The organism is Escherichia sp. WS1265, assembly GCF_046487585.1.
In the GTDB taxonomy this organism is placed as follows: Bacteria; Pseudomonadota; Gammaproteobacteria; order Enterobacterales; family Enterobacteriaceae; genus Escherichia; species Escherichia coli.
In genome coordinates this window covers 69653-91078 of the sequence record NZ_JBJQJE010000022.1, presented here as the reverse complement: position 1 = coordinate 91078, position 21426 = coordinate 69653, and the positions used below count along the sequence as shown (strand labels likewise).

Sequence of the window (21426 nt, the reverse complement as noted above, 5' to 3'; positions counted from 1 at the left end):
GGTGGTCCCACCTGACCCCATGCCGAACTCAGAAGTGAAACGCCGTAGCGCCGATGGTAGTGTGGGGTCTCCCCATGCGAGAGTAGGGAACTGCCAGGCATCAAATTAAGCAGTAAGCCGGTCATAAAACCGGTGGTTGTAAAAGAATTCGGTGGAGCGGTAGTTCAGTCGGTTAGAATACCTGCCTGTCACGCAGGGGGTCGCGGGTTCGAGTCCCGTCCGTTCCGCCACCCTAATTAGGGGCGTAGTTCAATTGGTAGAGCACCGGTCTCCAAAACCGGGTGTTGGGAGTTCGAGTCTCTCCGCCCCTGCCAGAAATCATCCTTAGCGAAAGCTAAGGATTTTTTTTTATCTGAAATAACCTCGCCGAAGTAAATCCTTCTACCGGCATCCTTGCCAGCCATTCAGATTAATACACTTCATCCAGCACGTTAATTTTCAATAGATCGCGAATCAACGCATTTTTATCGCTATTTTGCAGCCATATGGCATAAAGCGGCCGTGAAAGTGTTGTGCTATCGACAACGGTATGCAGGCCGCCCTTTTTACGCGCCCAACTGACGGGTAGCCAGGTGCAACCATTAAGCGTCGCAATCTGTTGCTGTGCCAGTTCAGCAGAACTGGTTGTCAGAATGGGAACTTCGTCAGCACCGATCAAACCTGCCTCATGCTGTTGAAAATCTGGCCCCCATTCCAGTCGCAGATAGTTAAGATCTCCCTTAAGTTTGGAAGGGGCACTGGTATAAAGCGCTAAAGTGAAATACCCCAGCAACTGACTGCTAAATTCGTCCATTTTGGGCGCTTCAGTTGTAATAAGAAGATCAAGCTGGCGTTCATGCAGCTGTTTTACCAGAGACTGCCGTTGGGCAATTCGCGCTTCGAACTGTAAGCCTGTATGGGCATCCTGATTTTGATACAAACGTCCCAGCCACTGATTAAGCATACATTCCCACAACGAGGCGCTGGCACCGATAGAAAACTCGTTATGTCGTGAGGTATGCGCCACCTCCTTACGGGCGGCCTGCCAGGTGCTCATGAGCGTTTCTGCGTAAGGCAGTAGTTTTTCACCGGCAGCGGTTAAACGGATATTGTTTCTGTGGCGGGTGAAAAGGTTCACACCCAGTTGATTTTCCAGTTGTCTGATTCGAAAGCTCACTGCTGACTGGGTCAGATAGAGCGATTCAGCTGCTCGACCAAAGTGACGTGTTCGGCTAACTTCCAGGAAAGTTTTTAACAATTCCGTATCCACAGTGCTCTCCGCAAAATTATTTGTCGTTATGATTTAAATGTTTTGTTTTACACTCTGTCAAGCGTAACTAATACTCCGCGCCATAACTAGCTCGGTCAAAGAATTAGGAGCGTGCAGGATGGCGGAAAGCTTTACGACGACTAATCGATATTTCGACAATAAACATTATCCACGTGGATTCTCTCGTCATGGTGACTTCACCATCAAAGAGGCACAACTGCTTGAGCGTCATGGTTATGCCTTCAATGAGTTGGATCTTGGCAAACGCGAGCCGGTTACCGAGGAAGAGAAACTCTTCGTAGCAGTATGCCGTGGCGAACGTGAGCCAGTGACAGAAGCAGAACGCGTGTGGTCCAAGTATATGACGCGTATCAAGCGTCCAAAACGTTTTCACACCCTTTCCGGCGGTAAACCGCAGGTTGAAGGTGCTGAAGACTACACCGATTCTGACGATTAATAAAAAGGGCGAAATGCCCTTTTTTTTATGTCAGTAGTTTTTGCAGATGGATGAGCAAACGGTCAATGGCACGATAGCTAACTGCCTCCTGCAAATGCTGACGTGTGATAATGTCGGACTGATCAATATCAGCAATGGTTCGTGCAACTTTCAATAACCGCTGCCAGGCACGAATCGATAACCCCAGATGGATCAGCGTTTCTTCCAACCACTGCGCATCTTCGCTCTCAAGCTTGCAGAATTGGCGTATTTCCGGATTATCCAGCCAGGCGTTCAGTTTATTCTGCCGCTTAAATTGGCGCTTTCTGGCGGCCATTACGCGTTGTTTAACGGTGGCGCTGCTTTCTCCCGGCACTACCGTTTTACTCAAAATGCCGGGTGGCGGTAATGGGATCTCCAGTGAGAGATCGAAGCGGTCGAGAAAGGGACCAGAGAGTCGGTTGAGATAACGCAGCGTTTGCTCTGGTGTGCAGCGGTTATGGTTTCCCTGATAATGTCCGGTAGGGCTGGGATTCATTGCCGCGACAAGCTGGAAACGGGCTGGATAGGTTATTTTTGCTCGTGTGCGTGAAAGATGGATCTGCCCGGATTCAATCGGCTCTCGCAAGGCATCCAGTGTACGCCGTTCAAATTCAGGTAGCTCATCAAGAAAAAGCACGCCGTTATGCGCCAGCGAAATTTCACCTGGCCCTGGAATTGCACCACCGCCCACCATCGCAGTTAACGACGCACTGTGATGAGGTGAGCGGAACGGGCGCTGCCGCCATTGTTTTTGTACTGATTCAGCATTTACCAGACTTAATATCGCAGCGCTCTCCAGTGCCTCTTCATTGCTTAAATCTGGCAAAAGGCCATTAATACGGCTGGCGAGCATTGTTTTACCTGTTCCCGGCGGTCCAATCAGTAAAAGGTTGTGCCCGCCAGCGGCGGTAATTTCCAGTCCTCGCTTTCCTTGCTCCTGACCGACAACATCACTGAGATCATGTTGTAGCGCCCGGGATACAGCATTAGTTGGTTTCGGGTGTTCGAGAGCGTGCTTACCTTCCAGAAACGCGCAGACAGCCTGCAGATGATCGGCTATCAGGCATCCTTCACCGTTAATTAGCCCCACTTCATCTTCGTTATCTTTCGCGACGATAATTTTTCTGCCCGACTTAATAGCTTCAGTTGCACTGGAGATTGCGCCGGGAACGCCACGCAGAGCGCCTGTAAGCGCCAGTTCTCCGACTAATTCATATTCATCTAACTTATTGGCTGCAAGCTGTTCTGAGGCCGCCAGCAACGCAATGGCGATAGGTAAATCATATCGTCCCCCTTCTTTTGGCAGATCGGCTGGAGCAAGGTTGATGGTGATTTTTTTCGCCGGATATTCATATCCGCTATTGATAATGGCGCTGCGCACGCGATCGCGAGCTTCTTTTACCGTTGTTTCTGGTAAGCCCACCATCGTTAAGCCGGGTAGACCTTTACTGATATGTACCTCAACAGTGATCGGGGGCGCATTTACTCCCAGGGCTGCGCGGGTATGAACAATTGACAGTGACATAAGCCCTCCTTGAGTCACCATTATGTGCATAAGATATCGCTGCTGTAGCCCGCTAATTCGTGAATTTTAGTGGCTGATTCCTGTTTATTTGTGCAAGTGAAGTTGAGTTGTTCTGGCGGTGGAATGATGCTCGCAAAAATGCAGCGGACAAAGGATGAACTACGAGGAAGGGAACAACATTTATACTGAAATTGAATTTTTTTCACTCACTATTTTCTTTTTAAAAAACAACAATTTCTATTGAAATTATTAAAGTCATCATAAAAATCGGCCAAAAAATATCTTGTGCTATTCGCAAAATCTATGGTAACTCTTTAGGCATTCCTTCGAACAAGATGCAAGAAAAGACAAAATGACAGCCCTTCTACGAGTGATTAGCCTGGTCGTGATTAGCGTGGTGGTGATTATTATCCCACCGTGCGGGGCTGCACTTGGACGAGGAAAGGCTTAGAGATCAAGCCTTAACGAACTAAGACCCCCGCACCGAAAGGTCCGGGGGTTTTTTTTGACCTTAAAAACATAACCGAGGAGCAGACAATGAATAACAGCACAAAATTCTGTTTCTCAAGATTCAGGACGGGGAACTAACTATGAATGGCGCACAGTGGGTGGTACATGCGTTGCGGGCACAGGGTGTGAATACCGTTTTCGGTTATCCGGGTGGCGCAATTATGCCGGTTTACGATGCATTGTATGACGGCGGCGTGGAGCACTTGCTGTGCCGACATGAGCAGGGTGCGGCAATGGCAGCTATCGGTTATGCCCGTGCTACCGGCAAAACTGGCGTATGTATCGCCACGTCTGGTCCGGGTGCAACCAACCTGATAACCGGGCTTGCGGACGCACTGTTAGATTCCATCCCTGTTGTTGCCATCACCGGTCAGGTATCCGCACCGTTTATCGGCACTGACGCATTTCAGGAAGTGGATATTCTGGGGTTGTCGTTAGCCTGCACCAAGCACAGTTTCCTGGTGCAATCACTGGAAGAGTTGCCGCGCATCATGGCTGAAGCATTCGACGTTGCCAGTTCAGGTCGTCCAGGTCCGGTTCTGGTCGATATCCCAAAAGATATCCAGTTAGCCAGCGGCGATCTGGAACCATGGTTCACCACCGTTGAAAACGAAGTGACTTTCCCACATGCCGAAGTCGAGCAAGCGCGCCAGATGCTGTTAAAAGCGCAAAAACCGATGCTGTACGTTGGCGGTGGCGTGGGCATGGCGCAGGCAGTTCCCGCTCTGCGAGAATTTCTCGCTACCACAAAAATGCCTGTCACCTGCACGCTGAAAGGGCTGGGCGCAGTTGAAGCGGATTATCCGTACTATCTGGGCATGCTGGGAATGCACGGCACCAAAGCGGCGAACTTCGCAGTGCAGGAGTGCGACTTGCTGATCGCCGTGGGTGCACGTTTTGATGACCGGGTGACTGGCAAACTGAACACCTTCGCACCACACGCCAGCGTTATTCATATGGATATCGATCCGGCAGAAATGAACAAGCTGCGTCAGGTACATGTGGCTTTACAGGGTGATTTAAATGCTCTTTTACCAGCATTACAGCAGCCGTTAAATATCAATGACTGGCAGCAATACTGCGCGCAGCTGCGTGATGAACATGCCTGGCGCTACGACCATCCCGGTGACGCTATCTACGCGCCGTTGTTGTTAAAACAACTGTCGGATCGTAAACCTGCGGATTGCGTCGTGACCACAGATGTGGGGCAGCACCAGATGTGGGCTGCGCAGCACATCGCCCACACTCGCCCGGAAAATTTCATCACCTCCAGCGGCTTAGGCACCATGGGTTTTGGTTTACCAGCGGCGGTTGGCGCACAAGTCGCGCGACCGAACGATACCGTCGTCTGTATCTCCGGTGACGGCTCTTTCATGATGAATGTGCAAGAGCTGGGCACCGTAAAACGCAAGCAGTTACCGTTGAAAATCGTCTTACTCGATAACCAACGGTTAGGGATGGTTCGACAATGGCAGCAACTGTTTTTTCAGGAACGATACAGCGAAACCACCCTTACTGATAACCCCGATTTCCTCATGTTAGCCAGCGCCTTCGGCATCCCTGGCCAACACATCACCCGTAAAGACCAGGTTGAAGCGGCACTCGACACCATGCTGAACAGTGATGGGCCATACCTGCTTCATGTCTCAATCGACGAACTTGAGAATGTCTGGCCGCTGGTGCCGCCTGGTGCCAGTAATTCAGAAATGTTGGAGAAATTATCATGATGCAACATCAGGTCAATGTATCGGCTCGCTTCAATCCAGAAACCTTAGAACGTGTTTTACGCGTGGTGCGTCATCGTGGTTTCCACGTCTGCTCAATGAATATGGCTGCCGCCAGCGATGCACAAAATATAAATATCGAATTGACCGTTGCCAGCCCACGGTCGGTCGACTTACTGTTTAGTCAGTTAAATAAACTGGTGGACGTCGCACACGTTGCCATCTGCCAGAGCACAACCACATCACAACAAATCCGCGCCTGAGCGCAAAAGGAATATAAAAATGACCACGAAGAAAGCTGATTACATTTGGTTCAATGGGGAGATGGTTCGCTGGGAAGACGCGAAGGTGCATGTGATGTCGCACGCGCTGCACTATGGCACCTCGGTTTTTGAAGGCATCCGTTGCTACGACTCGCACAAAGGACCGGTTGTATTCCGCCATCGTGAGCATATGCAGCGTCTGCATGACTCCGCCAAAATCTATCGCTTCCCGGTTTCGCAGAGCATTGATGAGCTGATGGAAGCTTGTCGTGACGTGATCCGCAAAAACAATCTCACCAGCGCCTATATCCGTCCGCTGATCTTCGTCGGTGATGTTGGTATGGGCGTTAACCCGCCAGCGGGATACTCAACCGATGTAATTATCGCCGCTTTCCCGTGGGGAGCGTATCTGGGCGCAGAAGCGCTGGAGCAGGGGATCGATGCGATGGTTTCCTCCTGGAACCGCGCAGCACCAAACACTATCCCGACGGCGGCAAAAGCCGGTGGTAACTACCTCTCTTCCCTGCTGGTGGGTAGCGAAGCGCGCCGCCACGGTTATCAGGAAGGTATCGCGCTGGATGTGAACGGTTATATCTCTGAAGGCGCAGGCGAAAACCTGTTTGAAGTGAAAGACGGTGTGCTGTTCACCCCACCGTTCACCTCCTCCGCGCTGCCGGGTATTACCCGTGACGCCATCATCAAACTGGCGAAAGAGCTGGGAATTGAAGTGCGTGAGCAGGTGCTGTCGCGCGAATCACTGTACCTGGCGGATGAAGTGTTTATGTCCGGTACGGCGGCAGAAATCACGCCAGTGCGCAGTGTAGACGGTATTCAGGTTGGTGAAGGCCGTTGCGGCCCGGTTACCAAACGCATTCAGCAAGCCTTCTTCGGCCTCTTCACTGGCGAAACCGAAGATAAATGGGGCTGGTTAGATCAAGTTAATCAATAAATACAAAAAATGGGACGGCACGCACCGTCCCATTTACGAGACAGACACTGGGAGTAAATAAAGTATGCCTAAGTACCGTTCCGCCACCACCACCCATGGTCGTAATATGGCGGGTGCTCGTGCGCTGTGGCGCGCCACCGGAATGACCGACGCCGATTTCGGTAAGCCGATTATCGCGGTTGTGAACTCGTTCACCCAATTTGTACCGGGTCACGTCCATCTGCGCGATCTCGGTAAACTGGTCGCCGAACAAATTGAAGCGGCTGGCGGCGTTGCCAAAGAGTTCAACACCATTGCGGTGGATGATGGGATTGCCATGGGCCACGGGGGGATGCTTTATTCACTGCCATCTCGCGAACTGATCGCTGATTCCGTTGAGTATATGGTCAACGCTCACTGCGCCGACGCCATGGTCTGCATCTCTAACTGCGACAAAATCACCCCGGGGATGCTGATGGCTTCCCTGCGCCTGAATATTCCTGTGATCTTTGTTTCCGGCGGTCCGATGGAGGCCGGGAAAACCAAACTGTCCGATCAGATCATTAAGCTCGATCTGGTTGATGCGATGATCCAGGGCGCAGACCCGAAAGTTTCTGACTCCCAGAGCGATCAGGTTGAACGATCCGCCTGCCCAACCTGCGGTTCCTGCTCCGGGATGTTTACTGCTAACTCAATGAACTGCCTGACCGAAGCACTGGGCCTGTCGCAGCCGGGCAACGGCTCGTTGCTGGCAACCCACGCGGACCGTAAGCAGCTGTTCCTCAATGCTGGTAAACGCATTGTTGAATTGACCAAACGTTACTACGAGCAAAACGACGAAAGTGCACTGCCGCGCAATATTGCTAGCAAAGCGGCGTTTGAAAACGCCATGACGCTGGATATCGCGATGGGCGGCTCTACCAACACGGTACTTCACCTGCTGGCGGCGGCGCAGGAAGCGGAAATCGACTTCACCATGAGTGATATTGATAAGCTCTCCCGCAAGGTTCCACAGCTGTGTAAAGTTGCGCCGAGCACCCAGAAATACCATATGGAAGATGTTCATCGTGCTGGTGGTGTTATCGGTATTCTCGGCGAGCTGGATCGTGCGGGATTACTGAACCGTGATGTGAAAAACGTACTTGGCCTGACGTTGCCGCAAACGCTGGAACAATACGACGTTATGCTGACCCAGGATGACGCGGTAAAAAATATGTTCCGCGCTGGCCCGGCGGGCATTCGTACCACACAGGCATTCTCGCAGGATTGCCGTTGGGATTCTCTCGATGACGATCGCGCAAACGGCTGTATCCGCTCGCTGGAACACGCCTACAGCAAAGACGGCGGCTTGGCGGTGCTCTACGGTAATTTCGCAGAAAACGGCTGCATTGTTAAAACCGCGGGCGTCGATGACAGCATCCTCAAATTCACCGGCCCGGCGAAAGTGTACGAAAGCCAGGATGACGCGGTAGAAGCGATTCTCGGCGGCAAAGTTATCGCTGGCGATGTGGTGGTGATCCGGTACGAAGGCCCGAAAGGCGGTCCGGGGATGCAGGAAATGCTCTACCCAACCAGCTTCCTGAAATCAATGGGTCTCGGTAAAGCCTGCGCGCTGATCACCGACGGACGCTTCTCCGGCGGCACCTCTGGTCTTTCCATCGGCCACGTCTCGCCGGAAGCGGCAAGCGGCGGCAGCATTGGTCTGATTGAAGACGGCGATCTTATCGCTATCGACATTCCCAACCGTGGCATTCAGTTACAGGTAAGCGATGCCGAACTGGCGGCACGTCGTGAAGCGCAGGAAGCTCGTGGCGACAAAGCCTGGACGCCGAAAAATCGCGAACGTCAGGTCTCCTTTGCATTGCGCGCCTACGCCAGCCTGGCAACCAGCGCCGACAAAGGTGCGGTGCGCGATAAATCGAAACTGGGGGGTTAATAATGGCTGACTCGCAACCCCTGTCCGGTACCCCGGAAGGTGCCGAATATTTAAGAGCGGTGCTGCGCGCGCCGGTCTACGAAGCGGCGCAGGTCACGCCGCTACAAAAAATGGAAAAGCTCTCGTCTCGTCTTGATAACGTGATTCTGGTGAAGCGCGAAGATCGCCAGCCAGTTCATAGCTTTAAGTTGCGCGGTGCATACGCCATGATGGCGGGCCTGACGGAAGAACAGAAAGCGCACGGCGTGATCACCGCTTCTGCGGGTAACCACGCGCAGGGCGTCGCGTTTTCTTCCGCACGGTTAGGCGTGAAGGCGCTGATCGTCATGCCAACCGCCACCGCCGATATAAAAGTTGATGCGGTGCGCAGCTTTGGCGGCGAAGTGCTGCTTCATGGCGCGAACTTTGACGAAGCGAAAGCGAAAGCAATCGAACTGTCACAGCAGCAGGGCTTCACCTGGGTGCCGCCGTTCGACCATCCGATGGTGATCGCCGGGCAAGGCACGCTGGCGCTGGAACTGCTCCAGCAGGACGCCCATCTCGACCGCGTATTTGTACCGGTCGGCGGCGGCGGTCTGGCGGCGGGCGTCGCGGTACTGATCAAACAACTGATGCCGCAAATCAAAGTGATCGCCGTGGAAGCGGAAGATTCCGCCTGCCTGAAAGCGGCGCTGGATGCGGGTCATCCCGTTGATCTGCCCCGCGTGGGGCTGTTTGCTGAAGGCGTCGCGGTAAAACGTATCGGCGATGAAACCTTCCGTTTGTGCCAGGAGTATCTTGACGACATCATCACCGTCGATAGCGATGCCATCTGTGCGGCGATGAAAGACCTGTTCGAAGATGTACGCGCGGTGGCTGAACCCTCTGGCGCGCTGGCGCTGGCAGGGATGAAAAAATACATCGCCCAGCACAACATTCGCGGTGAACGGCTGGCGCATATTCTTTCCGGTGCCAACGTGAACTTTCACGGTCTGCGCTACGTCTCGGAACGCTGCGAACTGGGCGAACAGCGTGAAGCGTTACTGGCGGTGACCATTCCGGAAGAAAAGGGCAGCTTCCTCAAATTCTGCCAGTTACTTGGTGGGCGCTCGGTCACCGAGTTCAACTACCGCTTTGCTGATGCCAAAAACGCCTGCATTTTTGTCGGCGTGCGCCTGAGCCGCGGTCTCGAAGAGCGCAAAGAAATTTTGCAGATGCTCAACGACGGCGGCTACAGCGTGGTTGATCTCTCCGACGACGAAATGGCGAAGCTGCATGTGCGTTATATGGTTGGCGGGCGCCCATCGCATCCGTTGCAGGAACGCCTCTACAGCTTCGAATTCCCGGAGTCACCGGGGGCGCTGTTGCGCTTCCTCAACACGCTGGGTACGCACTGGAACATTTCTTTGTTCCATTATCGCAGCCACGGTACCGACTACGGGCGCGTACTGGCGGCGTTCGAACTTGGCGACCATGAACCGGATTTCGAAACCCGGCTGAATGAGCTGGGCTACGATTGCCACGACGAAACCAATAACCCGGCGTTCAGGTTCTTTTTGGCGGGTTAGTGGTTCGGCAAAATCTTCCAGAATGCCTCAATCAGCGGCTCATGCAGCCGCTTTTTTTGCGCACACACGCCCAGCTCAAACGGCGTTTTCTCATCGCTGCGCTCTAAAATCATCACGCGGTTCCGCACCGGTTCGGGGCTGTTTTCCAGCACCACTTCCGGCAACAGCGCCACGCCACAGCCGAGCGCCACCATCGATACCATTGCTTCATGTCCGCCAACCGTGGCGTAAATCATCGGGTTGCTGATTTTATTGCGTCGAAACCACAGTTCAATGCGGCGGCGTACCGGCCCCTGATCGGCCATGATAAACGGCACCGTTGACCAGTCCGGCTTCTCTACCGACACCTGATTACGCACCGGGCAGGGCAGCGCGGGGGCAATCAGCACCACTGCCAGATTCTCCAGCATCGAAAACGCCACTGCGCCGGGTAGCGTCTCCGGCTTCCCGGCAATCGCCAGGTCCGCTTCGCCAGTGACCACTTTTTCCATTGCATCTGCCGCATCACCAGTAGTGAGTTTAATCTCCACCGACGGGTGTTCCGCGCGGAAGCGATCCAGAATCGGCGGCAGATGGCTGTAGGCAGCGGTCACCGAGCAGAAGATATGTAATTCGCCAGAGAGCGACGGTCCTTGCTGGTCGATGGTGTGGCGCAATTGCTGATATTGCAACAGCGTTTGCTGGGCGAAAACGCGCAGTTCTTCGCCCGCTTCCGTCAGCGTTACCGTGCGGTTATCGCGCACAAACAGCGGCTGACCGAGATCTTCTTCTAGGCGCTGTATTTGTCGCGAAAGCGTAGACGGGCTAACGTGCATTGCCCGCGCGCTACGGCCAAAATGGCGGCTTTCCGCCAGATGCAGGAAGGTTTTCAGATCGCGTAAATCCAATGGCGCAGCCCTCAATGTTGACGTTGCAAAAATTGCAATGTGACGTTGTGAATATATCAATTTCCGCAATAAATTTCCTGTCATATAGTGAATTCAATCTCGCAAACGCGAACCGAACAATAAGAAGCACAACATCACGAGGAATCACCATGGCTAACTACTTCAATACACTGAATCTGCGCCAGCAGCTGGCACAGCTGGGCAAATGTCGCTTCATGGGGCGCGATGAATTCGCCGATGGCGCGAGCTACCTTCAGGGTAAAAAAGTAGTCATCGTCGGCTGTGGCGCACAGGGGCTGAACCAGGGCCTGAACATGCGTGATTCAGGTCTCGATATCTCCTACGCTCTGCGCAAAGAAGCGATTGCCGAAAAGCGCGCATCCTGGCGTAAAGCGACCGAAAACGGTTTTAAAGTGGGTACTTACGAAGAACTGATCCCGCAGGCGGATCTGGTGGTTAACCTGACGCCGGACAAGCAGCACTCTGATGTAGTGCGCACCGTACAGCCACTGATGAAAGACGGCGCGGCGCTGGGTTACTCGCACGGTTTTAACATCGTCGAAGTAGGCGAGCAGATCCGTAAAGACATCACCGTAGTAATGGTTGCGCCGAAATGCCCAGGCACCGAAGTACGTGAAGAGTACAAACGTGGATTCGGCGTACCGACGCTGATTGCCGTTCACCCGGAAAACGATCCGAAAGGCGAAGGCATGGCGATCGCTAAAGCATGGGCGGCAGCAACCGGCGGTCACCGTGCAGGCGTGCTGGAATCGTCCTTCGTTGCGGAAGTGAAATCTGACCTGATGGGCGAGCAAACCATCCTGTGCGGTATGTTGCAGGCTGGCTCTCTGCTGTGCTTCGACAAGCTGGTGGAAGAAGGCACCGATCCGGCATACGCAGAAAAACTGATTCAGTTCGGTTGGGAAACCATCACCGAAGCACTGAAACAGGGCGGCATCACGCTGATGATGGACCGTCTCTCTAACCCGGCGAAATTGCGCGCTTACGCGCTCTCTGAGCAATTGAAAGAGATCATGGCACCGCTGTTCCAGAAACATATGGACGATATCATCTCCGGCGAATTCTCCTCCGGCATGATGGCGGACTGGGCCAACGATGATAAGAAACTGCTGACCTGGCGTGAAGAGACCGGCAAAACCGCGTTCGAAACCGCGCCGCAATATGAAGGCAAAATCGGCGAGCAGGAGTACTTCGATAAAGGCGTATTGATGATCGCGATGGTAAAAGCGGGCGTTGAGCTGGCGTTTGAAACCATGGTTGATTCCGGCATCATCGAAGAGTCTGCTTACTATGAATCACTGCACGAACTGCCGCTGATTGCCAACACCATCGCCCGTAAGCGTCTGTATGAAATGAACGTGGTTATTTCTGATACCGCTGAATACGGTAACTATCTGTTCTCTTACGCTTGTGTGCCGCTGCTGAAACCGTTTATGGCAGAGCTGCAACCGGGCGACCTGGGTAAAGCTATTCCGGAAGGTGCGGTAGATAACGCGCAGTTGCGTGATGTGAACGAAGCGATTCGCAGCCATGCGATTGAGCAGGTAGGTAAGAAACTGCGCGGCTATATGACGGATATGAAACGTATTGCTGTTGCAGGTTAAGTGCGATTCAGAGTTCAAGGCCTTCTCCCGGAGAAGGCCTTGCTGTTAGTTACGGTAAAGCACCTTAATGATGTGATACCCGAACTGGGTATGCAGCGGACCGGTTGGCTCCAGTACCGGACAAGAGAAAACCACTTTATCGAACGCCGGAACCATCTGGCCCTGGCGGAATTCACCTAAATCACCACCGCGTTTACCTGACGGGCAAATGGAGTGTTTCTTCGCCAGCTTGCCGAAATCGGCACCGTTCTTAATCTGCTCGAGAAGTTCCAGAGCCAGTTTCTCTTCTTTTACAAGGATATGCAGTGCTGCTGCTGTTTTTGCCATGATCGTGCCTTGAGTGGTAAGGATGAGGCTGGCTATACTACCACGCTGTTATTTTCCCCTCCCGACTTTCATTGAGCGATTTTCCTATGCGTCTAAACCCCGGCCAACAACAAGCTGTCGAATTCGTTACCGGCCCCTGCCTGGTGCTGGCAGGCGCGGGTTCCGGTAAAACTCGTGTCATCACCAATAAAATCGCCCATCTGATCCGCGGTTGCGGTTATCAGGCGCGACATATCGCGGCGGTGACCTTTACCAATAAGGCGGCGCGCGAGATGAAAGAGCGTGTCGGGCAGACGCTGGGGCGCAAAGAGGCGCGCGGGCTGATGATTTCCACCTTCCACACGCTGGGGCTGGATATCATCAAACGCGAGTATGCGGCGCTTGGGATGAAAGCAAACTTCTCGTTGTTTGACGATACCGATCAGCTTGCTTTGCTTAAAGAGCTGACCGAGGGGCTGATTGAAGATGACAAAGTTCTCCTGCAACAGCTGATTTCGACCATCTCTAACTGGAAGAACGATCTCAAAACACCGTCCCAGGCGGCAGCCAGTGCGATTGGCGAGCGGGACCGTATTTTTGCCCATTGTTATGGGCTGTATGATGCACACCTGAAAGCCTGTAACGTTCTCGATTTCGATGATCTGATTTTATTGCCGACGTTACTGCTGCAACGCAATGAAGAAGTCCGCGAGCGCTGGCAGAACAAAATTCGCTACCTGCTGGTGGATGAGTATCAGGACACCAACACCAGCCAGTATGAACTGGTGAAACTGCTGGTGGGCAGCCGCGCGCGCTTTACCGTAGTTGGCGATGACGATCAGTCGATCTACTCCTGGCGCGGTGCACGTCCGCAAAACCTGGTGCTGTTGAGCCAGGATTTTCCGGCGCTGAAGGTGATTAAGCTTGAGCAGAACTACCGCTCTTCCGGACGTATTCTGAAAGCGGCGAACATCCTCATTGCCAATAACCCGCACGTCTTTGAAAAGCGTCTGTTCTCCGAACTGGGCTATGGCGCGGAGCTAAAAGTTTTAAGCGCGAATAACGAAGAACATGAAGCCGAGAGAGTCACCGGCGAGCTGATCGCGCATCACTTCGTCAATAAAACGCAGTACAAAGATTACGCCATTCTTTATCGCGGTAACCATCAGTCGCGGGTGTTTGAAAAATTCCTGATGCAAAACCGCATCCCGTACAAAATTTCTGGTGGTACGTCGTTTTTCTCTCGTCCTGAAATCAAGGATTTGCTGGCTTATCTGCGCGTGCTGACTAACCCGGACGATGACAGCGCATTTCTGCGTATCGTTAACACGCCGAAGCGAGAGATTGGCCCGGCTACGCTGAAAAAGCTGGGTGAGTGGGCGATGACGCGCAATAAAAGCATGTTTACCGCCAGCTTTGATATGGGCCTGAGTCAGACCCTGAGCGGACGTGGTTATGAAGCATTGACCCGCTTCACTCATTGGTTGGCAGAAATCCAGCGCCTGGCGGAGCGGGAGCCGATTGCCGCGGTGCGCGATCTGATCCACGGCATGGATTATGAATCCTGGCTGTACGAAACATCGCCCAGCCCGAAAGCTGCCGAAATGCGCATGAAGAACGTCAACCAACTGTTTAGCTGGATGACGGAGATGCTGGAAGGCAGCGAACTGGATGAGCCGATGACGCTCACCCAGGTGGTGACGCGCTTTACTTTGCGCGACATGATGGAGCGCGGCGAGAGCGAGGAAGAGCTGGATCAGGTACAACTGATGACTCTGCACGCGTCGAAAGGGCTGGAGTTTCCTTATGTCTACATGGTCGGTATGGAAGAGGGGTTTTTGCCGCACCAGAGCAGCATCGATGAAGATAATATCGATGAGGAGCGGCGGCTGGCCTATGTCGGCATTACTCGTGCCCAGAAGGAATTGACCTTTACGCTGTGTAAAGAACGCCGTCAGTACGGCGAACTGGTGCGCCCGGAACCAAGCCGATTCTTATTGGAGCTGCCGCAGGATGATTTGATTTGGGAACAGGAGCGTAAAGTGGTCAGCGCCGAAGAACGGATGCAGAAAGGGCAAAGCCATCTGGCGAATCTGAAAGCTATGATGGCGGCAAAACGAGGGAAATAATCAAGGCCGGAAAAGATGCGTCAGCATCGCATCCGGCACTTACTCATTAATGCACTTCCAGCGGCCAGTGGACATAGCTCTGCCACTGGCTTTCCTGATCAATAATCTCTTTACCCAGCGGATGTTGGGTTAACCAACCTTGCGGAAGCGTCAAGGTCAACAGTTCATGGTTAGCCTGTAATGTCATCTCTGGCACGAGATCGTCACGACGACGGCTGGCAAAAATGATGGCCAGGCGGAGTAAACGGCAGAGTTGTTCTGCGACGCGCGGCGGTACGGCATTTTGCTGATGCAGCGATGAGAGATCGACCGGATTCGTCTGGTTGAGCAGTAGCGTCGCCAGCAATTTTTTCTGTGCGGGGGTAAAACCGGGAAGATCCAGATTACGTACCAGATAAGCAGCGTGTTGCGGCGCTTGTTTGAAGTCAACGCTCAGGCCGATTTCATGAAGCTGGCAGGCGCTGATGAGCAAATCGCGGCTTATTGCTTCAAGATGCCATTCATTTTCCACCTGATCGAAGAAGTTAGCCGCAACTTTGGCTACGCGCTGTGCCTGATCAATATCGATCATAAAGCGGCGCTGAATATTACGCAGCGTACGGCTGCGAATATCCTGCTCGACGGTAAGATGCAACATACCGTAGACCAGGCCTTCACGCAGCGCACCGCCCGCCAGGGTCATACACTGAATATTCAGTTCGGTAAAAATGGCTATCAGGATCGCCAGACCACTCGGGAACACTAACGCACGTTCCAGCGTCAGCCCGTCAATCTCCAGTTCCTCCAGCCGACCGCAATGAATGGCTCGCTGTTTCAGTTGCTGCAACTTTTCCAGGGTAATGCGTTCATCCATCCCCTGTGCCATCATGATTTCCTGTAACGCCTGCACGGTGCCGGAAGCGCCAACGCACACTTTCCAGCCGTGATACCGTAATTCATCGGCAACCGGACGTAACACTTCGCGTGCCGCTTTTTCTGCAGCATCAAAATTTTCCTGCGCCAGATTACGATCGGCAAAATAGCGTTCCAGCCAGGTGACGCAGCCCATCGACAGGCTGAACAACGAGGTGGTTTGTGCACCCGTGCCGGTTACCAGTTCAGTACTGGCACCGCCTATATCCACCACCAGGCGCTGATCGGCACCGCCAGTTGTGTGAGCAACGCCCTGATAAATCAGACGTGCTTCCTCTTCACCGCTGATCACCTGTACCGGACAACCGAGGATTTCCTGTGCTTTGGCAATAAAATCACCCGCATTGACGGCAAGTCGTAATGTCGCCGTAGCGACAACGCGAATTTGCGAGGGAGGGATATCTTGCAGACGTTCAGCAAACAGGCGCAGACATTGCCAACCGCGCTCCATTGCTTCATTAGAGAGGGCATTTTCGCTATTCAGGCCAGCAGCCAGACGCACTTTGCGTTTAATTCGCGTCAGCGTCTGGATGCTTCCAGCCACCTCGCGCACAACCAGCATATGAAAACTATTCGAACCGAGATCAATGGCTGCATACAGCGACGAGGTGGAACCCATACTCTTCATCCTTCAATCTGTCTCTGTGTTGGCTGCATTCTTTCACCTGAATCACTTACTACAGTAAGCTCATCGGGGTTCATTCTCTGGCCATCTTGATACAGTTTGAATGATTTTGAGTATGACATTTTTTATTTAACCTGAACGACGACGATTACGCGGAGCGCCAGTACGACGCGGACCATTGCCTGTGCGCGGGCGCGTGAGGCGCAGCGGTTTTGGCAGATCGGTCATCAATGCGTCCGGATTGTATTTGCTTACCGGAATTGAGTGACCAATATAGGTCTCAATAGCAGGCAAATTCAATGCATACTCTTCACACGCCAGGCTAATAGAGTGACCGCTTGCGCCTGCGCGACCTGTACGACCAATACGGTGAACGTAATCTTCACAGTCATCGGGTAAATCGTAGTTAAAGACGTGTGTCACAGCCGGGATATGCAAACCACGCGCGGCAACGTCGGTGGCAACCAGAATATCCAGATCGCCACGGGTAAATTCATCAAGAATACGCAGACGTTTTTTCTGCGCGACATCGCCTGTCAACAAACCGACACGATGACCATCTGCCGCCAGGTGGCCCCAGATCTCTTCACAACGGTGTTTGGTGTTGGCGAAAATAATCGCTCTGTCTGGCCACTCTTCTTCGATCAGCGTTTGCAGCAAACGCATTTTTTCTTCGTTAGAAGGGTAGAAAAGCTCTTCTTTAATACGGTGGCCCGTTTTCTGTTCCGGTTCCACTTCAATATATTCGGCATTGTTCATCTGCTCGAACGCCAGTTCACGTACCCGGTACGAAAGCGTGGCGGAGAACAGCATGTTGAGGCGCTGGTTTGCAGGCGGCATACGGCGGAACAGCCAGCGGATATCTTTAATAAAGCCCAGATCGTACATACGATCGGCTTCGTCCAGTACCACTACCTGAATGGCACCGAGGTTAATGTGGTTCTGCTTGGCGTAGTCAATTAAACGCCCCGTGGTGCCAATCAGAATGTCAACGCCGCTTTCCAGCACTTTCAGCTGTTTGTCGTAGCCATCACCACCGTAAGCCAGACCCAGCTTCAGGCCGGTAGCTTCCGCCAGCGGTTCCGCGTCGGCGTGGATCTGCACGGCAAGTTCACGCGTCGGTGCCATAATTAAGGCACGCGGTTGATTCACCTTGCGATCGGCAATCGCGGGATGAGAGAGAAGATAATGAAACGTTGACGTAAGAAACGCCATCGTTTTCCCGGTACCGGTTTGCGCCTGCCCGGCTACGTCACGACCCGCCAGCGTCAGCGGAAGGGCCAGTGCCTGAATGGGCGTACAGTTATGAAACCCTTTTTTTTCAAGGGCTTCTACAACCTTCGGATGCAGGGCGAAGTCGGAAAACTTCTGTTCTGTTAAATGTGTTTTGCTCATAGTGTGGTAGAATATCAGCTTACTATTGCTTTACGAAAGCGTATCCGGTGAAATAAAGTCAACCTTTAGTTGGTTAATGTTACACCAACAACGAAACCAACACGCCAGGCTTATTCCTGTGGAGTTATATATGAGCGATAAAATTATTCACCTGACTGACGACAGTTTTGACACGGATGTACTCAAAGCGGACGGGGCGATCCTCGTCGATTTCTGGGCAGAGTGGTGCGGTCCGTGCAAAATGATCGCCCCGATTCTGGATGAAATCGCTGACGAATATCAGGGCAAACTGACCGTTGCAAAACTGAACATCGATCAAAACCCTGGCACTGCGCCGAAATATGGCATCCGTGGTATCCCGACTCTGCTGCTGTTCAAAAACGGTGAAGTGGCGGCAACCAAAGTGGGCGCACTGTCTAAAGGTCAGTTGAAAGAGTTCCTCGACGCTAACCTGGCGTAAGGGAATTTCATGTTCGGGTGCCCCGTCGCTAAAAACTGGACGCCCGGCGTGAGTCATGCTAACTTAGTGTTGACTTCGTATTAAACATACCTTATTAAGTTTGAATCTTGTAATTTCCAACGCTTCCCGTTTTATCTTAAATGCGAAGTGAACAGATTTCTGGCTCGTCACTCAATCCGTCTTGTCGTTTCAGTTCTGCGTACTTTCCTGTGACCAGACAGCGAAAAGACATGAGTCGATGACCGTAAACAGGCATGGATGATCCTGCCATACCATTCACAACATTAAGTTCGAGATTTACCCCAAGTTTAAGAACTCACACCACTATGAATCTTACCGAATTAAAGAATACGCCGGTTTCTGAGCTGATCACTCTCGGCGAAAATATGGGGCTGGAAAACCTGGCTCGTATGCGTAAGCAGGACATTATTTTTGCCATCCTGAAGCAGCACGCAAAGAGTGGCGAAGATATCTTTGGTGATGGTGTACTGGAGATATTGCAGGATGGATTTGGTTTCCTCCGTTCCGCAGACAGCTCCTACCTCGCCGGTCCTGATGACATCTACGTTTCCCCTAGCCAAATCCGCCGTTTCAACCTCCGCACTGGTGATACCATCTCTGGTAAGATTCGCCCGCCGAAAGAAGGTGAACGCTATTTTGCGCTGCTGAAAGTTAACGAAGTTAACTTCGACAAACCTGAAAACGCCCGCAACAAAATCCTCTTTGAGAACTTAACCCCGCTGCACGCAAACTCTCGTCTGCGTATGGAACGTGGTAACGGTTCTACTGAAGATTTAACCGCTCGCGTACTGGATCTGGCATCACCTATCGGTCGTGGTCAGCGTGGTCTGATTGTGGCACCGCCGAAAGCCGGTAAAACCATGCTGCTGCAGAACATTGCCCAGAGCATTGCTTACAACCACCCGGATTGTGTGCTGATGGTTCTGCTGATCGACGAACGTCCGGAAGAAGTAACCGAGATGCAGCGTCTGGTAAAAGGTGAAGTTGTTGCTTCCACCTTTGATGAGCCCGCATCTCGCCACGTTCAGGTTGCGGAAATGGTGATCGAGAAGGCGAAACGCCTGGTTGAGCACAAGAAAGACGTTATCATCCTGCTCGACTCCATCACTCGTCTGGCGCGCGCTTACAACACCGTTGTTCCGGCGTCAGGTAAAGTGCTGACCGGTGGTGTGGATGCCAACGCCCTGCATCGTCCGAAACGCTTCTTCGGTGCGGCGCGTAACGTGGAAGAGGGCGGCAGCCTGACCATCATCGCTACCGCGCTTATCGATACCGGTTCCAAGATGGACGAAGTTATCTACGAAGAGTTTAAAGGTACAGGCAACATGGAACTGCACCTCTCTCGTAAGATCGCTGAAAAACGCGTCTTCCCGGCAATCGACTACAACCGTTCCGGTACCCGTAAAGAAGAGCTGCTCACTACTCAGGAAGAACTGCAGAAAATGTGGATCCTGCGCAAAATCATTCACCCGATGGGCGAAATCGATGCAATGGAATTCCTCATTAATAAACTGGCAATGACCAAGACCAATGACGATTTCTTCGAAATGATGAAACGCTCATAAATTTGTCTTATGCCAAAAACGCCACGTGTTTACGTGGCGTTTTGTTTTTATATCTGTAATCTTAACGGCGTTATAACAAATACGAGTTATGTTTGTTTATTGCGCATAACACGAATCACGTGGTTGTTTTTTGCACAAGGTTGGTGGGTTCAGAGCAGAGTTTCCCTTCTGAATAAAGGCCTTCGTGGTTATACTTCTGCTAATAATTTTCTCTGAGAGCATGCATTGTGAATTTACTGACAGTGAGTACTGATCTCATCAGTATTTTTTTATTCACGACACTGTTTCTGTTTTTTGCCCGTAAGGTGGCAAAAAAAGTCGGTTTAGTGGATAAACCTAACTTCCGCAAACGTCACCAGGGATTGATACCTCTCGTTGGGGGGATTTCGGTTTACGCAGGGATTTGCTTCACGTTCGGAATTGTCGATTACTATATTCCGCATGCATCTCTCTATCTCGCTTGTGCCGGTGTGCTTGTTTTCATTGGCGCGCTGGATGACCGTTTTGATATCAGCGTAAAAATCCGGGCCACCATACAGGCCGCTGTTGGCATTGTTATGATGGTGTTCGGCAAACTTTATCTCAGTAGCCTGGGTTATATCTTTGGCTCCTGGGAGATGGTGCTCGGACCGTTTGGCTACTTCCTGACGCTATTTGCCGTCTGGGCGGCCATTAATGCGTTCAACATGGTTGATGGCATTGATGGCTTGCTGGGCGGGTTGTCCTGCGTCTCGTTTGCAGCAATCGGTATGATTTTGTGGTTCGACGGGCAAACCAGCCTTGCAATCTGGTGTTTTGCGATGATCGCCGCCATCCTGCCATACATCATGCTTAACCTTGGTATCCTGGGTCGCCGCTACAAAGTCTTTATGGGTGATGCGGGCAGTACGCTGATTGGTTTTACCGTTATCTGGATCCTGCTCGAAACGACCCAGGGCAAAACCCATCCCATCAGCCCGGTTACCGCTTTGTGGATAATCGCCATTCCGCTAATGGATATGGTGGCGATTATGTACCGTCGCCTGCGTAAAGGCATGAGTCCGTTCTCTCCTGATCGCCAGCATATTCACCATTTGATCATGCGTGCCGGGTTTACTTCCCGCCAGGCGTTTGTGCTGATTACCCTTGCCGCAGCTCTGCTCGCCTCCATTGGGGTGCTGGCAGAATATTCTCATTTTGTCCCGGAGTGGGTCATGCTGGTGCTCTTTTTGCTAGCATTCTTCCTCTATGGATATTGCATTAAGCGTGCCTGGAAAGTTGCTCGCTTTATTAAGCGCGTAAAACGCAGACTGCGTAGAAATCGTGGTGGCAGCCCCAATTTAACCAAATAAATGAGGATGT

Annotated in this window: 20 protein-coding genes, 2 tRNA genes and 1 rRNA gene; 17 read left to right on the top strand and 6 right to left on the bottom strand. The window is 52.4% G+C overall.

Going from position 1 to position 21426, the window contains the following annotated elements; translation table 11 throughout:
* The 3 genes from rrf to ACJHX3_RS19955 all read left to right on the top strand — a co-directional run.
* Positions 1 to 99 (top strand): 5S ribosomal RNA (gene rrf / locus ACJHX3_RS19965); the annotation flags it as partial.
* Positions 100 to 153: 54 nt separating this feature from the next.
* Positions 154 to 230 (top strand) — tRNA-Asp (locus ACJHX3_RS19960).
* Positions 231 to 238: 8 nt separating this feature from the next.
* Positions 239 to 314, top strand: a tRNA-Trp gene (locus ACJHX3_RS19955).
* A gap of 95 nt (positions 315 to 409) precedes the next feature.
* Here the strand turns inward: ACJHX3_RS19955 and hdfR are convergent.
* Entirely contained in the window at positions 410 to 1249 is an 840-nt protein-coding gene (hdfR, locus tag ACJHX3_RS19950; RefSeq protein WP_000379247.1) for an HTH-type transcriptional regulator HdfR, read from the bottom strand.
* Positions 1250 to 1367: 118 nt separating this feature from the next.
* Here hdfR and maoP point away from each other — a divergent pair, with 118 nt between their 5' ends.
* Positions 1368 to 1706, top strand: coding sequence for a macrodomain Ori organization protein MaoP (gene maoP / locus ACJHX3_RS19945; protein ID WP_000841001.1), 339 nt, complete (start codon positions 1368 to 1370; stop codon positions 1704 to 1706).
* Between the two features lie 25 nt (positions 1707 to 1731).
* On the opposite strand, the gene ACJHX3_RS19940 is transcribed toward maoP, so the two are convergent.
* Positions 1732 to 3252: a YifB family Mg chelatase-like AAA ATPase gene (locus ACJHX3_RS19940; protein WP_000058950.1), complete on the bottom strand. Its 1521-nt coding sequence runs from the start codon at positions 3250 to 3252 to the stop codon at positions 1732 to 1734.
* Between the two features lie 352 nt (positions 3253 to 3604).
* Between ACJHX3_RS19940 and ilvL the strand changes: the two genes are divergently transcribed.
* The 7 genes from ilvL to ilvA all read left to right on the top strand — a co-directional run bounded on the left by ilvL (position 3605) and on the right by ilvA (position 10160).
* Entirely contained in the window at positions 3605 to 3703 is a 99-nt protein-coding gene (gene ilvL / locus ACJHX3_RS19935; protein ID WP_001311244.1) for an ilv operon leader peptide, read from the top strand.
* Positions 3704 to 3789: 86 nt separating this feature from the next.
* The gene (ilvX, locus tag ACJHX3_RS19930; protein ID WP_001387183.1) at positions 3790 to 3840 is read left to right on the top strand and encodes a peptide IlvX; all 51 of its coding nucleotides are present in this window, start codon (positions 3790 to 3792) and stop codon (positions 3838 to 3840) included.
* Between the two features lie 2 nt (positions 3841 to 3842).
* On the top strand, positions 3843 to 5489 hold the full coding sequence (gene ilvG, locus ACJHX3_RS19925; RefSeq protein ID WP_001012592.1) for an acetolactate synthase 2 catalytic subunit: 1647 nt from the start codon (positions 3843 to 3845) through the stop codon (positions 5487 to 5489).
* A complete protein-coding gene (gene ilvM / locus ACJHX3_RS19920; RefSeq protein WP_000983255.1) occupies positions 5486 to 5749 on the top strand; it encodes an acetolactate synthase 2 small subunit in 264 nt (87 codons plus the stop codon). Before ilvG ends, ilvM begins: the two co-directional genes overlap by 4 nt.
* Before the next feature lie 19 nt (positions 5750 to 5768).
* Positions 5769 to 6698 carry a branched-chain-amino-acid transaminase gene (gene ilvE, locus ACJHX3_RS19915; protein WP_000208520.1) on the top strand — a complete coding sequence of 310 codons (930 nt, stop codon included), beginning with the start codon at positions 5769 to 5771 and terminating at the stop codon, positions 6696 to 6698.
* 64 nt (positions 6699 to 6762) lie between these two features.
* A complete protein-coding gene (gene ilvD / locus ACJHX3_RS19910; RefSeq protein ID WP_001127388.1) occupies positions 6763 to 8613 on the top strand; it encodes a dihydroxy-acid dehydratase in 1851 nt (616 codons plus the stop codon).
* Positions 8614 to 8615: 2 nt separating this feature from the next.
* Positions 8616 to 10160, top strand: coding sequence for a threonine ammonia-lyase, biosynthetic (gene ilvA / locus ACJHX3_RS19905; protein WP_000785616.1), 1545 nt, complete (start codon positions 8616 to 8618; stop codon positions 10158 to 10160).
* On the opposite strand, the gene ilvY is transcribed toward ilvA, so the two are convergent.
* A complete protein-coding gene (gene ilvY, locus ACJHX3_RS19900) occupies positions 10157 to 11047 on the bottom strand; it encodes an HTH-type transcriptional activator IlvY (protein ID WP_000365790.1) in 891 nt (296 codons plus the stop codon). The genes ilvA and ilvY overlap by 4 nt on opposite strands.
* Before the next feature lie 149 nt (positions 11048 to 11196).
* Here ilvY and ilvC point away from each other — a divergent pair, with 149 nt between their 5' ends.
* Positions 11197 to 12672: a ketol-acid reductoisomerase gene (gene ilvC / locus ACJHX3_RS19895; RefSeq protein WP_000024951.1), complete on the top strand. Its 1476-nt coding sequence runs from the start codon at positions 11197 to 11199 to the stop codon at positions 12670 to 12672.
* 45 nt (positions 12673 to 12717) lie between these two features.
* On the opposite strand, the gene ppiC is transcribed toward ilvC, so the two are convergent.
* Complete coding sequence (ppiC, locus tag ACJHX3_RS19890) at positions 12718 to 12999, bottom strand: peptidylprolyl isomerase PpiC (protein ID WP_001140258.1); 282 nt, start codon at positions 12997 to 12999, stop codon at positions 12718 to 12720.
* Between the two features lie 86 nt (positions 13000 to 13085).
* On the opposite strand from ppiC, the gene rep reads away from it, so the two are divergent.
* Positions 13086 to 15107: a DNA helicase Rep gene (rep, locus tag ACJHX3_RS19885; protein WP_001238886.1), complete on the top strand. Its 2022-nt coding sequence runs from the start codon at positions 13086 to 13088 to the stop codon at positions 15105 to 15107.
* Positions 15108 to 15153: 46 nt separating this feature from the next.
* Here the strand turns inward: rep and gppA are convergent, their stop codons facing one another.
* Both gppA and rhlB read right to left on the bottom strand, forming a co-directional pair.
* The gene (gppA, locus tag ACJHX3_RS19880) at positions 15154 to 16638 is read right to left on the bottom strand and encodes a guanosine-5'-triphosphate,3'-diphosphate diphosphatase (protein ID WP_001366744.1); all 1485 of its coding nucleotides are present in this window, start codon (positions 16636 to 16638) and stop codon (positions 15154 to 15156) included.
* 135 nt (positions 16639 to 16773) lie between these two features.
* Complete coding sequence (gene rhlB, locus ACJHX3_RS19875; protein ID WP_000047499.1) at positions 16774 to 18039, bottom strand: ATP-dependent RNA helicase RhlB; 1266 nt, start codon at positions 18037 to 18039, stop codon at positions 16774 to 16776.
* Between the two features lie 130 nt (positions 18040 to 18169).
* On the opposite strand from rhlB, the gene trxA reads away from it, so the two are divergent.
* The 4 genes from trxA (at position 18170) to wecA (ending at position 21416) form a co-directional block, all read left to right on the top strand.
* Positions 18170 to 18499, top strand: coding sequence for a thioredoxin TrxA (gene trxA, locus ACJHX3_RS19870; protein WP_001280776.1), 330 nt, complete (start codon positions 18170 to 18172; stop codon positions 18497 to 18499).
* 140 nt (positions 18500 to 18639) lie between these two features.
* On the top strand, positions 18640 to 18741 hold the full coding sequence (gene rhoL / locus ACJHX3_RS19865; protein ID WP_001469385.1) for a rho operon leader peptide RhoL: 102 nt from the start codon (positions 18640 to 18642) through the stop codon (positions 18739 to 18741).
* Between the two features lie 84 nt (positions 18742 to 18825).
* Positions 18826 to 20085, top strand: a complete 1260-nt coding sequence (gene rho, locus ACJHX3_RS19860; RefSeq protein WP_001054527.1) for a transcription termination factor Rho — start codon at positions 18826 to 18828, stop codon at positions 20083 to 20085.
* A 227-nt stretch (positions 20086 to 20312) separates the two neighbouring features.
* On the top strand, positions 20313 to 21416 hold the full coding sequence (gene wecA / locus ACJHX3_RS19855; protein ID WP_001050960.1) for a UDP-N-acetylglucosamine--undecaprenyl-phosphate N-acetylglucosaminephosphotransferase: 1104 nt from the start codon (positions 20313 to 20315) through the stop codon (positions 21414 to 21416).
* The last annotated feature ends 10 nt before the right edge of the window (positions 21417 to 21426 follow it).

Bases quoted from the DNA above. Each gene is read 5' to 3' on its own strand.
- maoP (WP_000841001.1), top strand. From the start codon at position 1,368: ATGGCGGAAAGCTTTACGACGACTAATCGATATTTCGACAATAAACAT.
- ACJHX3_RS19940 (WP_000058950.1), bottom strand. From the start codon at position 3,252: ATGTCACTGTCAATTGTTCATACCCGCGCAGCCCTGGGAGTAAATGCG.
- ilvL (WP_001311244.1), top strand. From the start codon at position 3,605: ATGACAGCCCTTCTACGAGTGATTAGCCTGGTCGTGATTAGCGTGGTG.
- ilvG (WP_001012592.1), top strand. From the start codon at position 3,843: ATGAATGGCGCACAGTGGGTGGTACATGCGTTGCGGGCACAGGGTGTG.
- ilvM (WP_000983255.1), top strand. From the start codon at position 5,486: ATGATGCAACATCAGGTCAATGTATCGGCTCGCTTCAATCCAGAAACC.
- ilvE (WP_000208520.1), top strand. From the start codon at position 5,769: ATGACCACGAAGAAAGCTGATTACATTTGGTTCAATGGGGAGATGGTT.
- ilvD (WP_001127388.1), top strand. From the start codon at position 6,763: ATGCCTAAGTACCGTTCCGCCACCACCACCCATGGTCGTAATATGGCG.
- ilvA (WP_000785616.1), top strand. From the start codon at position 8,616: ATGGCTGACTCGCAACCCCTGTCCGGTACCCCGGAAGGTGCCGAATAT.
- ilvC (WP_000024951.1), top strand. From the start codon at position 11,197: ATGGCTAACTACTTCAATACACTGAATCTGCGCCAGCAGCTGGCACAG.
- ppiC (WP_001140258.1), bottom strand. From the start codon at position 12,999: ATGGCAAAAACAGCAGCAGCACTGCATATCCTTGTAAAAGAAGAGAAA.
- rep (WP_001238886.1), top strand. From the start codon at position 13,086: ATGCGTCTAAACCCCGGCCAACAACAAGCTGTCGAATTCGTTACCGGC.
- gppA (WP_001366744.1), bottom strand. From the start codon at position 16,638: ATGGGTTCCACCTCGTCGCTGTATGCAGCCATTGATCTCGGTTCGAAT.
- rhlB (WP_000047499.1), bottom strand. From the start codon at position 18,039: ATGAGCAAAACACATTTAACAGAACAGAAGTTTTCCGACTTCGCCCTG.
- trxA (WP_001280776.1), top strand. From the start codon at position 18,170: ATGAGCGATAAAATTATTCACCTGACTGACGACAGTTTTGACACGGAT.
- rhoL (WP_001469385.1), top strand. From the start codon at position 18,640: ATGCGAAGTGAACAGATTTCTGGCTCGTCACTCAATCCGTCTTGTCGT.
- rho (WP_001054527.1), top strand. From the start codon at position 18,826: ATGAATCTTACCGAATTAAAGAATACGCCGGTTTCTGAGCTGATCACT.